Source organism: Sphaerisporangium sp. NPDC049457, assembly GCF_055586705.1.
This window is the reverse complement of the sequence record NZ_JBVJHR010000009.1, coordinates 26,497-40,314: the sequence shown is the minus strand read 5'-3', so window position 1 is coordinate 40,314 and position 13,818 is coordinate 26,497. Positions and strand designations below refer to the sequence as shown.

The 13,818-nt window shown below is 70.9% G+C and carries 13 protein-coding genes; 9 read left to right on the top strand and 4 right to left on the bottom strand.

Features of this window, described 5'->3' with window-relative positions:
• Positions 1 to 262 precede the first annotated feature (262 nt).
• Both rnhA and ACZ6QO_RS15620 read left to right on the top strand, forming a co-directional pair.
• Positions 263 to 760 (top strand): ribonuclease HI, encoded by a 498-nt coding sequence (gene rnhA / locus ACZ6QO_RS15625; protein ID WP_465851204.1) that lies wholly within the window; start codon positions 263 to 265, stop codon positions 758 to 760.
• A 474-nt stretch (positions 761 to 1,234) separates the two neighbouring features.
• A complete protein-coding gene (locus ACZ6QO_RS15620) occupies positions 1,235 to 2,104 on the top strand; it encodes an LLM class F420-dependent oxidoreductase (RefSeq protein ID WP_465851203.1) in 870 nt (289 codons plus the stop codon).
• Between the two features lie 14 nt (positions 2,105 to 2,118).
• Here ACZ6QO_RS15620 and ACZ6QO_RS15615 read toward each other — a convergent pair whose 3' ends face one another.
• From ACZ6QO_RS15615 to ACZ6QO_RS15605, 3 genes are all read right to left on the bottom strand, one after another.
• Complete coding sequence (locus tag ACZ6QO_RS15615; RefSeq protein ID WP_465851202.1) at positions 2,119 to 2,928, bottom strand: methyltransferase domain-containing protein; 810 nt, start codon at positions 2,926 to 2,928, stop codon at positions 2,119 to 2,121.
• A gap of 140 nt (positions 2,929 to 3,068) precedes the next feature.
• On the bottom strand, positions 3,069 to 3,752 hold the full coding sequence (locus ACZ6QO_RS15610; protein ID WP_465851200.1) for a hypothetical protein: 684 nt from the start codon (positions 3,750 to 3,752) through the stop codon (positions 3,069 to 3,071).
• Positions 3,752 to 4,585 (bottom strand): ABC transporter ATP-binding protein, encoded by an 834-nt coding sequence (locus ACZ6QO_RS15605; protein ID WP_465851199.1) that lies wholly within the window; start codon positions 4,583 to 4,585, stop codon positions 3,752 to 3,754. The genes ACZ6QO_RS15610 and ACZ6QO_RS15605 overlap by 1 nt, the downstream gene beginning before the upstream one ends.
• A 111-nt stretch (positions 4,586 to 4,696) precedes the next feature.
• On the opposite strand from ACZ6QO_RS15605, the gene ACZ6QO_RS15600 reads away from it, so the two are divergent.
• Positions 4,697 to 5,890: a DivIVA domain-containing protein gene (locus ACZ6QO_RS15600; protein ID WP_465851197.1), complete on the top strand. Its 1,194-nt coding sequence runs from the start codon at positions 4,697 to 4,699 to the stop codon at positions 5,888 to 5,890.
• Positions 5,891 to 5,911: 21 nt separating this feature from the next.
• Here ACZ6QO_RS15600 and ACZ6QO_RS15595 read toward each other — a convergent pair whose 3' ends face one another.
• Complete coding sequence (locus ACZ6QO_RS15595) at positions 5,912 to 6,415, bottom strand: Lrp/AsnC family transcriptional regulator (protein WP_465851196.1); 504 nt, start codon at positions 6,413 to 6,415, stop codon at positions 5,912 to 5,914.
• A 217-nt stretch (positions 6,416 to 6,632) separates the two neighbouring features.
• On the opposite strand from ACZ6QO_RS15595, the gene ACZ6QO_RS15590 reads away from it, so the two are divergent.
• From ACZ6QO_RS15590 to ACZ6QO_RS15565, 6 genes are all read left to right on the top strand, one after another.
• Positions 6,633 to 8,066: a gamma-aminobutyraldehyde dehydrogenase gene (locus tag ACZ6QO_RS15590; protein WP_465851194.1), complete on the top strand. Its 1,434-nt coding sequence runs from the start codon at positions 6,633 to 6,635 to the stop codon at positions 8,064 to 8,066.
• A gap of 64 nt (positions 8,067 to 8,130) precedes the next feature.
• Positions 8,131 to 9,282: an ABC transporter ATP-binding protein gene (locus tag ACZ6QO_RS15585; RefSeq protein WP_465851192.1), complete on the top strand. Its 1,152-nt coding sequence runs from the start codon at positions 8,131 to 8,133 to the stop codon at positions 9,280 to 9,282.
• An 8-nt stretch (positions 9,283 to 9,290) separates the two neighbouring features.
• A complete protein-coding gene (locus tag ACZ6QO_RS15580) occupies positions 9,291 to 10,562 on the top strand; it encodes an ABC transporter substrate-binding protein (protein WP_465851190.1) in 1,272 nt (423 codons plus the stop codon).
• 4 nt (positions 10,563 to 10,566) lie between these two features.
• Entirely contained in the window at positions 10,567 to 11,421 is an 855-nt protein-coding gene (locus ACZ6QO_RS15575; RefSeq protein WP_465851188.1) for an ABC transporter permease, read from the top strand.
• On the top strand, positions 11,418 to 12,281 hold the full coding sequence (locus ACZ6QO_RS15570; protein WP_465851186.1) for an ABC transporter permease: 864 nt from the start codon (positions 11,418 to 11,420) through the stop codon (positions 12,279 to 12,281). The genes ACZ6QO_RS15575 and ACZ6QO_RS15570 overlap by 4 nt, the downstream gene beginning before the upstream one ends.
• Before the next feature lie 77 nt (positions 12,282 to 12,358).
• Complete coding sequence (locus tag ACZ6QO_RS15565; RefSeq protein WP_465851601.1) at positions 12,359 to 13,753, top strand: NAD(P)/FAD-dependent oxidoreductase; 1,395 nt, start codon at positions 12,359 to 12,361, stop codon at positions 13,751 to 13,753.
• Positions 13,754 to 13,818: the final 65 nt, after the last annotated feature.

Sequence of the window (13,818 nt, the reverse complement as noted above, 5' to 3'; positions counted from 1 at the left end):
GCCGGCGGGGACGCCGGAGAGCCGCGCGAGGCGGCCGGCGACTCCGGCGGTGACGTCCGGGAACCGGGGCTCCGGATGCCATGACGGTGGGGCGCCGCCCCTTTTGGAGTTCCTTGAAGAGACTCCATGACCATAACGCTCACAGTTCCCCGAAGGAACCCCAATCGCCGGACCCACGTCGGGCGCCGCGCCCCGCTCGGGCACGGCGCGCGAGGGCAGTGGTATGACTGGTGCCGACCGCGAGACCTATGGGCAGGAGCGCATGCCGGCTGTGCAGGACCAGGCGAACGAGGCGAACGCGGCCGGGCGGGTCGTGGACATCTACACGGACGGGGCGTGCAGCGGCAACCCCGGGCCCGGCGGCTGGGGAGCCGTGCTGCGCTACGGCCGCACGGAGAAGGAAATCTACGGCGGCGAGGCCGGGACGACCAACAACCGCATGGAGCTGATGGCCGCGATCATGGCTCTGGAGAGCCTCACCCGGCCGGTCGCCGTACGCCTGCACACCGACAGCACCTATGTCCGCAACGGCATCACCCAGTGGCTGCGCGGCTGGAAGCGCAACGGCTGGCAGACGGCCGCCAAGCAGCCGGTCAAGAACGTGGACCTCTGGCGACGCCTCGACGAGGCCACCGCCCGGCACACCGTCGAATGGCTCTGGGTCAAAGGCCATTCCGGCCACCCGGAGAACGACCGCGCCGACGCCCTCGCCCGCCGGGGCGCGGAGCAGGCCCGCGCCTCCGCCGGCCGTCCCGACTGAACGCGGGCCGTCCCGACTGAACGCGGGCCGTCCCGACTGAACGCGGGCCGTCCCGACTGAACGTCGGCCCTGTCCCCCCGGCCGAACGCCGGCCGGTCGCCCCGACCGAACATCGGCCGGTCGCCCGGACGGCTTCGCGTGGGCCCGGCCAGGCCCGGCCACTCACGGTTCAGCGCGGAGACCTGGTCTTGTGCGGCTTTTTGCGTAGTCGGCGCGGCAGGACGCTGGAAACCTCGGTCGAAGTCACATCGACCATACGAGGAGGCCGACATGCGCGCCCTGATCCCTGCCAACCCCCGCCAGTTCGCCGCGGCCTTCGTCGAAGGACTGAGGGTCATCGGCCGCCGCACCCGCGCCTCCTGACGACGCGCGCGGCGCCGCCCGGCCCGGCGCCGGGCGGCACGGACGGTTGAGCGGCGGCCGGCCACGGAATGATGGCACCGAGTCCACTTCACCCGCCGACGGGAGCCACGCGTGAGAATCGGAGTCGTCCTGCCCCAGACAGAGATCGGCGCGGACGTGGGCGCGCTGCGGGCCTACGGGCAGGGGGTCGAGGAGCTCGGCTTCCGGCACGTGATGGCCTACGACCACGTGGTCGGCGCCGACCCCGCGGTCCACCAGGGCTGGCAGGGCCCGTACGACGTGCGCAGCACCTTCCACGAGCCGATGGTCCTGTTCGGGTACCTCGCCGCGCTGACCTCCCTGGAGCTGGTCACCTCCATCATCATCCTGCCGCAGCGCCAGACGGCGCTGGTGGCCAAGCAGGCGGCCGAGGTCGACCTGCTCACCGGCGGGCGGTTCCGGCTCGGGGTGGGGCTGGGATGGAACGCGGTCGAGTACGAGGCGCTCGGCCAGGACTTCGCCGTCCGCGGCAGGCGCATCGAGGAGCAGGTCGGCCTGCTGCGCCGGTTGTGGACCGAGCAGGCCGTCACCTTCCACGGCGACCATGACCGGATCACCGGAGCGGGTCTCGCGCCCCTGCCGGTGCAGCGGCCGATCCCCGTCTGGTTCGGCGCGCAGTCGCCACCGGCGTACCGGCGCGCCGGCCGGCTGGCGGACGGCTGGTTCCCGCAGGTGACTCCGGGCCAGAGCCTGGACGAGGCCAAGGCGATCGTGGAGGAGGCCGCCGTGCGGGCGGGGCGCGATCCCTCCGCCCTCGGCATGGAGGGCCGGGTCGCCTGGACGGGCGACCCGGACGAGGTGGCCGATCGGGCCCGCCAGTGGCAGGAGGCCGGCGCCACCCATATCGCCGTCAACACCATGAAGGCGGGTTTCGGCTCGGTCGACGAGCATCTGGCGGCGCTGCGAAGCGCGGCCGAGGCCCTCGGCCTGCAGAAGGGCTAGCCCGCCGCTGTCGGTCAGGCGCGGCAGACGATCTCGCCGTGGAGCACTGAGAACCAGCCGTCTTCGGACGCGCCCCACTCGCGCCAGGCTTCGCCGATGCGCTCCAGGCCGGCGGTGGTGGCCAGGCCGTAGGCCACGGCCTGCTCGGCGAAGGCCGACTCGGTGACGCGGTCGGCCCACAGCCCGCTCCACCACGCGCGGTCGTCCGGCGTGGCGAAGCACCACACCGAAGCGGTGGAGGTGACGTCGGTGAACCCGGCCCGGCGGGCCCACGACGGCAGGCGGCGTCCGGCGTCCGGCTCCCCGCCGTTGGCGCGGGCCAGCCGGTGGTACAGGTCGAGCCACTCGTCGAGCACCGGCGTTTCCGGGTACCAGGCGAAGGCGGCGTAGTCGGAGTCGCGGGCGGCGACCACCCCGCCGGGCCGGCAGGCCCGGCGCATCGCGACCAGAGCGCCGACGGGGTCGGCCAGGTGCTGGAGCACCTGGTGGGCGTGCACGACGTCGAAGGCGCCATCAGGGTGCGCCAGGTCGTGGACGTCGCCGACCTCGTAGGTGAGGTTGGTCAGGCCCGACGAGGCCGCCGCTTCCGTGGCCCGCGCGATGACGCCCTCGCTCGGGTCGATGCCGACGACCGGTCCGGGGGCGACGAGTCTCGCCAGATCGGCCGTGATGGTGCCGGGCCCGCAGCCCACGTCCAGCAGGGACATGCCGGAACGCAGGTGCGGCAGCAGGTACGCGGCCGAGTTCGCCGCCGTGCGCCAGGTGTGCGAGCGCAGCACGGACTCGTGGTGCCCATGGGTGTAGACGGCGCGTCGGGCCGGCATGGTCCTCATCTCCTTCGACGGGGGATGTGGTGAGCCTAACCGTCTTCCCATATTCCGAGAAGGAACGTCTCTTATCTTGAGACGCAAAGTGGGCATGGTCCGGCGGACGACCTGCGCGGGCCGGGCGTGGCCTGGGGAGACTACGGACGGGTGTGGCGGAGGCGGACGTAGGCGATGAGGGCCACCGCGCACCACGCCGCGGTGACGGCGGCGAGCTCGGGAAGCGAGCGGGTGAGGAAGGCGCTCTCGCCGGCGGCGCGCATCCAGCGGATGATCGGCACGGTCAGCCAGGTCACGGGAGCGAGGCTGACCAGCAGGATCGCCACATACCCGCCGAACAGCGCCAGGGCCGAGGTGGCCGCGTCCGGGAGGATCGGGCGGCTGGTCAGGGCGCCGAGGGCGATGCCGGTGACCACCGAGAGCACGTGCAGCGCGAGCCCGCCCAGCAGGACGGCGGGGCCCGGCGTCGCGGTGAAGCCGATGGCGAGCGGAACGGCGAGCGCGAGCACGGCCAGCCCGGCGTTGACCGCGGCCGACGCGACCAGGCCGGCCGCCACCTCGCGCCCGGGGCGTCCGGCGGCGGTGCTGGAGATCAGCCGCTGCATGTCGGGTTCGGTGTCCAGCAGGCCGCGGGCCGCCCAGGCGAAGACGGGCACCAGCAGCGCCGCGGAGTCGCCGTAGGAGGACAGTTCCTGTCCCAGGTTCACCCGCACGGAGTACAGGATGATCATGACGGCCAGCAGGCCGACGAAGGGATGAATGACGCGGTGCGACCGCAGGTACGCTTCGATCTTGAACCTGGTGAGGGACGCCGTGGGCCTCATCACGCCTCGCTTCCGGGGTTCCGCCCGCCGCGGATCACGGCCGGGTAGCCGTCGGCCTGGAGCTTGCGGGCGACCGCCTCGGCCTCCGCGGCCTCCACGACGATCTCGATGACGGCGATGGCCGCGCCGCCGGCCGTGGCGATGCCGGCGGGCTCGGCGGCACCGACCGCACCGGTGGTGGTGGCGGCCTGCGGGGCGGCAGCGGCGGCGGCGGCGGAGGCCGGGTCGTTGGCGTCCTGCCGGCGTACCGTCTGGTCGCCGACGTGCAGTCGCAGCAGGCCCGGCCGCCCGGCGAGGCCGTTCTGGTGGTCGCTGACCACGACGATGCCGTCCGCCGCCGCGACCTCCTCGACGATGCCGGGCAACTCCGCGCGGGCCTGCGCGTCCAGGCCGGAGAACGGCTCGTCCAGGATGAGCAGCCCCGGCGGCGCGAGCAGGGCCTGCGCGAGCCCCACCTTGTGTGCGCTTCCCTTGGACAGGTCGCCGAGGGGCACGTCGAGGAGCGCCGCCATGCCGAGGCGGTCCACCCAGGGGTCGATGGACGCGGGGGTGAGGCCGCGGACGGCCGCCATCCGGGACAGGTAGGCGATCACGGTGAACGGCTGCTCGACCGGGAAGATCTCGGGCGCGTACCCGACGACCGCCGGGCGGCCGGTGACCCGGCCCCGCGTGGGAGGCGTGGCACCCGCGAGCAGTCTCAGCAATGTGGACTTGCCCGCGCCGTTGCGCCCCGTGACCTCGGCGACCGTGCCGGGCGGCAGGTCGAGGTCGACACCGTGCAGTACCCACGGGGCGCGGCGTGCGTAGCGGAAGGAGAGGTTCGCGAGCCGCATAGGTGGGCAAGCCTACCGGTCGGTCGCTAACTACCTGGATTTCACCATGTCATGCGTTCAGAATGGTAAACAAGGGAAATAAAAGCCGGGGTGTGAACCTGGAGGATAGGCGTGAACCGCTTTCCACGCGTGCTGGGTGTGCGGACCGGCTATGACCCTGATCAGGTCGACGCGCTGATCCGGCGCATTGAGGCGACCCTCGGCCGCGGAGTCCTGGACGGTCCCCCGATCACGGCGGACGAGATTCGCGACGCCCGCTTCGCCGCCAAACTCGGCGGGTACAACGAGACGGCCGTCGACTACGCGCTCGACGCCTTCGTGATCGCGGTGGAGATCCACGGCCAGGCGGCCACGGCGCCCGCGGAGCCGGAACCCGCGTCGCCGCCAACGCCCCCCTCCCCTTCCCCCGCGCCGCCCGTGCCGGGGCCTCGCGTCGTCCCCCATCCCGTGCTGGAACCCTCCCGAGAGTCCGCGTTCGAGCCGTTCAGGGCGGCGCCGCCCCGCGAGACGCCCCGGGCCGCCTCCTTGTTCGAGCCCGCGAAGCCGATGTCCGCCTTCTCCGTTCCGCAGGCGGCCCCGGTGCCGGAGAGCACCAAGGCGGCGAAGGGAGAGGACGATGACGAGGACGACGCGCCCACCCTGCCGGGCATGCCCAAGGTGACGGCCGAGCCCCCCGCCCCGGCGGTGGCCGGCCCGCCGGGCGCGCGCGACCTCGGTGCGGCGGCCCCCGGTACGGCAGCCCCCGGTACGGGGGTCCCCGGCGGGGCGGCCCCCGGCGTGGTGGACGCTCTCGCGGCGAACCCCGGTGCGGCGAACCCCGGTGCGGCGAACCCGGGTGCGGTGGACGCACGTGTGGCGGACGCCGGTGCGGGGCGTCCGCGTGCGGGGCACCTGGACGCGGGAGTCCCTGACGCGCTCGGGCTCGGTCCCGGCCGGACGCCTGCTCGGCCGCCCTCCCCGCAGGCGTCCCCGCCGTCGTCCGCGCAGCCGGGGACGGGGCCGCTGGCGGCCGCCTGGCTGGAGGAGCAGGCGGTGCGGGTCGAACGCGTCCTGTTCCGCCCCGCCCGGCTCGGAGCCGGGTACAACGAGGACGAGGTCGACGTCTTCCTCGACCACGTGGTGGCGACCCTGCGCGGCGTCAGCGAGCGGCCGCTGACGGCCGAGCAGGTCAGGAAGGCCACCTTCTCGACCGTCGTCTTCAAGACCGGGTACGCCGTGACCCAGGTGGACGCGTTCCTCGCCGAGGTGGCGGGCGTCCTCGACCGCCGCGAGGCCCTGGTCGGCGAGCAGGAGCAGCCCGTGTGAGCCCGATGAGGGCGGGAAGCCTTAGCGCGTGCCCCAGGAGTAGGTTTGTTTGCGCAGCTTGAGGTAGACGAAGGTCTCGGTGGCGCGCACGGTGGGGATGGCGCGGATCTTGCCGAGGATCTCCAGCAGGTGGCTGTCGCCCTCGCAGACGACCTCGACCATGATGTCCAGTGAGCCGGCCGTGAGGACGACGTAGTCGATCTCGTCGATGGAGGACAGCTTGTCGGCGACCGTCTCAAGGTCGCCTTCGCACTTGATGCCGATCATGGCCTGGCGGGGGAAGCCCAGGGTGAGGGGGTCGGTGACGGCGACGATCTGCATGACCCCGGCGTCGAGCAGGCGCTGCACGCGCTGGCGCACGGCGGCCTCCGAGAGCCCGACGGCCTTGCCGATGGCGGCGTAGGGCTTGCGCCCGTCGGCCTGCAACTCCTCGATGATCTGCTTGGAGATCTCGTCCAGCACCACGGGGCCCGGCCTGGCGTCCTGGTGGTTGTTGTCCCGTCGCGCCTTTGGCGGCGTCGTCATCTCCGCGTCCTTCCTCAGAACCCCGGGCCTGCTACAGCGCGGCGATTACGGAGTCGTTCCCGCCATGTTGCGGTCCTGGTGCGACATGTTGTCAGTTCATCGTGCTCTGTCAAGCGAATTCGTAGCAATTTGATATATTCGCGACGAAATCCCTTGTCGTAGCCCCTGGCCTCTGTCAGAGTCGCGACAACTCAGCCACCTCCAGAGGAGGTCAACGTTGACCAGCCGTCTGCAGAACTTCATCAATGGTGAGCTCGCGGACGCCCAGAGCGGCCAGTTCTCCGACGTGATCGACCCGAGCACTGGAGAGGTCTACCTCCAGGCGCCGGTCTCCGGGCAGGAGGATGTCGACGCGGCCTACGCCGCGGCGCTCGCGGCGTTCGCGTCGTGGGGCGCGACCACCCCGGGCGAGCGCGCCGGCCACCTGCTGAAGATCGCCGACGCCATCGAGGCGCGCGCCGACGAGCTCGTCGAGGCCGAGTGCCGCAACACGGGCAAGCCGCGTACGCGCATGGCCGAGGACGAGATCCCGCCCGCCGCCGACCACTTCCGCTTCTTCGCCGGCGCCGCGCGCACGCTGGAGGGCCCTACCTCCGGAGAGTTCCTCGCCGACCACACCTCGGTGATCCGCCACGAGCCGATCGGCGTGGTGGGCCAGGTGACCCCGTGGAACTACCCGCTGATGATGGCCGTGTGGAAGATCGCCCCGGCGCTGGCGGCCGGGAACACGGTGGTGCTCAAGCCGTCCGACACCACCCCGGTGTCCACGGTGAAGCTGGCCGAGATCATCGGCGAGATCCTCCCGCCCGGCGTCTTCAACGTCGTCGTCGGCGACCGCGAGACCGGCGCCAGGGTGGTGGGGCACCCGTCGGCGTCGATGGTGGCGATCACCGGCTCGGTGGGCGCGGGCGTCCAGGTCGCCAAGAACGCGGCCGACGACCTCAAGCGGGTGCACCTGGAGCTGGGCGGCAAGGCGCCGGTCGTCGTGTTCGACGACGTCAGGGACATCCCCGCGGTGGCCGAGGCGATCGCGGGCGCCGGCCTGTACAACGCCGGGCAGGACTGCACCGCGGCCTGCCGGGTGCTCGTCCACGAGAGCATCCACGAGCCGTTCCTCGCGGCCCTCGCCGAGGCGGCCGCGGCCACCAAGACCGGCGGCCTCGATGTGGAGGACGCCTTCTACGGCCCGCTGAACAACGCCGGCCAGCTCGCCCGGGTGGAGGGGTTCCTCGCGAGGGCGCCCGGCCACGCCAAGGTGGTCACCGGCGGCCGGCGCGTCGGCGAGAAGGGGTACTTCTTCGAGCCCACGGTGGTCGACGGGCTCGAGCAGGACGACGAGATGATCCAGACCGAGGTGTTCGGGCCGGTCATCACCGTGCAGACCTTCAGCGACGAGGCCGAGGCGCTCACCAAGGCCAACGACGTGAAGTACGGGCTGTCGGCGTCGGTGTGGACCTCCGACCACGGCCGGGCGATGCGGATGTCGCGGCGGCTGGACTTCGGCGTGGTGTGGGTGAACACCCACATCCCGTTCGTGTCGGAGATGCCGCACGGCGGGTTCAAGCACTCGGGCTACGGCAAGGACCTGTCGGTCTTCGGCCTGCACGACTACACCCGGGTGAAGCACGTCATGCACTACATCGGTGAGTGATCACCGAGCACCACACGCACTACATCGGCGCACGCTGCCGACATAGGTAAGGGATAAGCCTGGAATGACGGAAATCCAGGCGGGCAAGGAGGCGGCCTCCACGGCCGCCTCCGACATCTCCCCGATGCCCGCCATCGAACTCGACGGGGTCGTCAAGGAATACCAAGCGCACGGTGAGGTCGTACAGGCCGTCAAAGGGGTCAGCCTGTCGATCGCCGAGGGCGAGTTCTTCTCCATGCTGGGACCCTCGGGCTGCGGCAAGACAACCACCATGCGCATGATCGCCGGGTTCGAGGACCCCACGCGGGGCGCCGTACGGCTGCACGGGCAGGACGTCACCGACGTCCCGCCGAACAAGCGTGACGTGAACATGGTCTTCCAGTCCTACGCGCTGTTCCCGCACATGAACGTCTGGGAGAACGTGGCCTTCGGGCTGCGGCGCAGGCGCGTCGGCGACCAGGAGATCAAGCGGCGGGTCGGCGAGATGCTGGAGATCGTCGATCTCACCGGCCGCGAGAAGCGGCGGCCGCGCGAGATGTCCGGCGGCCAGCAGCAGCGGGTGGCGCTGGCGCGGGCGCTGGTGAACCACCCGCGGGCGCTGCTGCTGGACGAGCCGCTCGGCGCGCTGGACCTCAAGCTGCGCCAGGCGATGCAGATCGAGCTGAAGCGCATCCAGCGCGAGGTCGGCATCACGTTCGTCTACGTCACGCACGACCAGAACGAGGCGCTCACGATGAGCGACCGCATCGCCGTCATGAACGACGGCCTGGTCGAGCAGCTCGCCGGTCCGAGGGAGATCTACGAGCGGCCGGCGACCAAGTTCGTCGCCGGGTTCATCGGCACCTCCAACCTGCTCACCGGCTCGGCCGAGCGGGTCGAGGGGGGCATGGCGGTGGTGCGGCTGGGGGAGCGCGACCGGGTGCTGGTGCCGGTCGGCGAGGGGGCCGGGCTGGACGGCAGCGTCGAGGTGACCGTGCGGCCCGAGAAGATCAGGATCTCGCACGAGGAGCCCGCCGCGGGTCTCAGCGCCGTGCGCGGGACCGTGGCCGAGGTGGTCTACCTGGGCACCTACAACAGCTACGCCGTGAACCTGGCCGGCGGCGCCGAGTTCACGGTCTTCGAGCAGAACGCCAACGACAGCAGCATCACGGCGGAGCGCGGTGACTCCATCTGGTTGTCCTGGCAGCCGCACCACTCGTACGCGATAGGAAGTTGAACCACCTCATGACCCCTCCTCGTGATCTCTCGTTCCTCCGTGGCCTGACCCAGCGTCGCGGCCTGCTCCCGAACAGTGGCGGCGACGGCGTCACCAGGCGGGACGCGCTGCGCGTCGCGGGACTGTCGGCCGCCGCGCTGGGTCTCGCGGCCTGCGGCGTCCAGGGCAAGAAGGTCGAGCCGCCCAAGCCGAGCGCCGCCGCCGGCTACTGGGCCGACAAGACCAAGCACGGGACCCTGCGCTTCGCCAACTGGCCCCTCTACATCGACAAGGAGGGCAAGAAGTACCCGACCCTGGAGAGGTTCACCAAGGAGACGGGCATCAAGGTCACCTACCAGGAGGCCATCCAGGACAACTCCACCTGGTTCGGCAAGATCCAGCCGCAGCTCGCCGCCGGCCAGGACATCGGCTACGACCTGATGGTGATGACCAACGGCATCCAGCTGAGCCGGGCGATCGCACTCGGCTACCTGGTGGCGCTCGACCACTCCAAGCTGCCGAACTTCGCGGCCAACGCGGGCGCGAAGTACAAGAACCCCTCCTACGACCCGGACAACACCTACACGATCCCCTGGCAGTCCGGCATCACCGGCATCGCCTACAACCCCAAGTACGTGGACGGGGACGTCACGAGCATCCAGGAGCTCTGGAACCCCAAGTACAAGGGCAAGATCGGCATGCTGCTCGACAGCCAGGAGATCGCCAACTTCGGGATGTACGCGCTGGGCATCGACCCGGACAAGTCAACGCAGGCCGACTGGGAGAAGGCCGGTCAGAAGCTCCAGGAGCAGCGCGACGCCGGGCTCGTCCGCAAGTACTACGAGAACGACTACGTGGACGCGCTCGTGCGCGGCGACATCTGGATCTGCATGGCCTGGTCGGGCGACGTGTTCCAGCAGATCGCCGAGGGACAGGACCTGAGGTTCGTGATCCCGCAGGAGGGCGGCACGATCTGGACCGACAACATGTGCATCCCGAAGACCGCGCAGAACCCGGTCGACGCGCTGGCCATGATGGACTTCGCCTACAAGCCGGACACCGCGGCGGCGCTGGCCGAGTACATCAACTACATCACCCCGGTGCCCGGCGCGCAGCAGATCGTCAAGGCCGACGCTGAGAAGGCCACCGGGGACGACAAGAAGTCGCTCGAACTGCTGGCCGGCAGCCCGCTGATCTTCCCGTCGGAGGCCGACCTGGCCAAGCTGCGCTCCTACAAGACCCTGACGCCCGCCGAGGAGAAGGTCTTCGAGCGCATCTTCCAGCCGATCGCCCAGGGCTAGCGCCATGAGACGCAAGCTCGCGCCCTACGTGCTCGTCCTCCCGGGCGGGCTGTGGCTGGTGCTGTTCCTGGTGGTCCCGCTGGTGTTCATGGCCTCGGTCTCCACCCAGGAGGGCGACGTCGTGTACGGCTTCGTCCAGACCTTCCACCTGGCCAACTACACCGACGCGCTGGTGCAGTACAAGACGCAGTTCCTGCGGTCGGTCGGGTACGGGTTCGCCGGCACGGTCGCGGCCATCGCGCTGGCCTACCCGGTGGCGTACTGGATCGCGTTCAAGGGCGGCGCCCGCAAGTCGACGTACCTGCTGCTGGTGCTGCTGCCGTTCTTCGTGTCCTTCGTGCTGCGCACGGTGTCGTGGAAGTTCCTGCTGGCCGACGACGGCATCCTGCTCCAGCCGTTCAAGGACGTGGGGCTGCTGCCGGCCGACTTCCACATCCTGGCGACCTCGGCGGCGGTCATCTGCGGCCTGACCTACAACTACCTGCCCTTCATGATCCTGCCGATCTACGTGGCGCTGGAGCGCGTCGACCCCCGCGTGGTGGAGGCGGCCCACGACCTGTACGCCAGCCCCCGCGAGTCGTTCACCAAGATCGTGCTGCCGCTGTCCCTGCCGGGGGTGTTCGCCGGAGTGCTCATGACCTTCGTCCCGATGACCTCGGACTACGTCAACGCCTCGATCCTCGGCGGCCCGGCCAACACGATGATCGGCAACATCATCCAGACGGAGTACCTGACGAACAACAACTATCCGGTCGGCGCCGCGCTGTCGTTCACGCTGATGGCGGTGATGCTCGTCGGCATCTTCGTCTACGCCAGGGCGCTCGGCACCGAGAACGTCCTTGAGGCGGCGGCGCGATGAGCGCCCCGCCGAGCACCCCGACGAGCACGGCGCCCGCCGTGCGGGCCGAGGGCACCTCGCCGGCGCCGGTCCGCCGCGGGCGCTCCCGGCGGGGCGAGCGCGCGCTGTTCGCCTACACCTGGCTCGTGCTGGGGTGGCTGTTCCTGCCGATCGCCGTGATGATCGTGTTCGGCTTCAACGACATCAAGAGCAAGTCGAACGTGAGCTGGCAGGGCTTCACGTTCAAGTGGTGGGGACGGCTCGGCGACTATCCCGAGCTCACCAGCGCCCTGTGGAACTCGATCACGATCGCGCTGATCGCGACGGCCGTCACCACCGCGCTCGGCACGCTGATGGGCATCGCCCTGGGCCGCTACCGCTTCCGGGGCCAGGCGGCGACCAACCTGGTCATGTTCGCGGCGATCTCCTCGCCGGAGCTGGTCATGGGCACCTCGCTGCTGTCGCTGTTCATCAGCATGGGCGTGCAGACCGGTTACTGGACCATCGTCGTCGCGCACGTGCTGTTCTCGGTGTCGTTCGTCGCGGTGACCGTGCGGGCCCGGGTCGTGGGCCTGGACGGCTCGGTGGAGGAGGCCGCGCGCGACCTGGGCGCCTCCACCTGGATCACGTTCTGGCGGGTCACCTTCCCGATGATCCTGCCGGGCGTCGTCTCCGGCGCGCTGCTGGCGTTCGCGCTGTCGATCGACGACTTCGTCATCACGCAGTTCACCAGCGGCACGACCACCACCTTCCCCCTGTGGATCTACGGCGCCGTCCGCATCGGCGTCCCTCCGCAGGTCAACATCCTCGGCACGCTGATCTTCGCGGTCGGCGTGGCGATCGCCGTGATCAACACGGTGACCTCCCGCCGTCGCACCTGACGCGGGAGACCATCACCCGGTCCTGGGGCAGGCGCCCCGCCGGGACATACGACGCAGTTCGTTGGGACGTGGAATTCGTGGATCCGCTGAAAGCACTGGCTGACGCGGAGCGTAAGCCGTACTGGTTGGACAGTCCGGACAAACCTGAGCCGCTGCGGCGGCTCTTCGAGGAGACGGCCGCCGACCTGGCCGTGGTCGGCGGCGGCTTCTCCGGCCTGTGGGCGGCCCTCATGGCCAAGGAGCGCGACCCCTCGCTCGACGTCGTCCTGCTGGAAGGCAGGCGGGTCGGCTGGGCCGCGTCGGGGCGCAACGGCGGCTTCTGCGTCGCCAGCCTCACCCACGGGCTGGGCAACGGCCTGGCGCGCTGGCCGCGGGAGATCTCGGCGCTCGTGCGGCTCGGCAGGCAGAACCTGGACGAGATAGAGCGGACCGTGGCCGGCTACGGCATCCGATGCGCCTTCGAACGCACCGGCGAGCTGCACGTGGCCACCGAGCCGTGGCAGCTCGACGGGATGGCCGAGGAGGCCGCCATCGCCCGCGAGCTGGGCATGGACCACCGCCTGCTCGACCAGGCCCAGGTGCGCGCCGAGGTGGCCTCGCCGACCTACGCCGGCGGGCTGTGGGACCGCGACGGGTGCGCGATGCTCGACCCGGCGCGGCTGGCCTGGGGGCTGCGCGAGGCCTGCCTGTCGCTGGGGGTGCGCATCTACGAGCGCAGCCCGGTCCGCTCGCTCAGGGACGACGGGACGGCGATCGAGCTGACCACCCCGCACGGCAAGGTGCGCGCGGCCAAGGTCGCCCTCGGCACGGGGGTGTTCCCGCCGTTGCTCGGCCGGCTGAAGAACTTCGTGGTGCCGGTGTACGACTACGCGCTGATGACCGAGCCGCTGTCGCCCGCCCAGCTGGCCTCCGTCGGGTGGCGCAACCGGCAGGGCATCGGCGACGGCGCCAACCAGTTCCACTACTACCGGCTCACCGAGGACGGCCGCGTCCTTTGGGGCGGGTACGACGCCGTGTACTACAACGGCGGCCGGGTCAGGCAGGAGTACGAGCAGCGCGACGCGACCTTCGCCAAGCTCGCCGCGCACTTCTCCACCACGTTCCCGCAGCTGGAGGGGGTTCGCTTCACCCACCGCTGGGGCGGGGTGATCGACACCTGCAGCCGGTTCAGCGCGTTCTTCGGCAAGGCGCACCGGGGACGGCTGGCCTACGCCGTCGGCTACACCGGGCTCGGCGTCGGGGCCACGCGGTTCGGCGCCAACGTGATGCTGGACCTGCTGGCGGGGGAGCCGACCGAGCGGACGGAGCTGCGCATGGTGCGCGAGAAGCCGGTGCCGTTCCCGCCCGAGCCGATCAGATCGGGCGTCATCCAGCTCACCCGCTGGTCGATCGCCCAGGCGGACGCCCACCAGGGCCGGCGCAACCTGTGGCTGCGCACCCTGGACCGGCTGGGGCTCGGCTTCGACTCCTGAGCGGCCCGGTCCGGCGGCGCGCGAGCCGCCGGACCGGGGACGTCCTCGTCGTGCCGGTGCGGAAA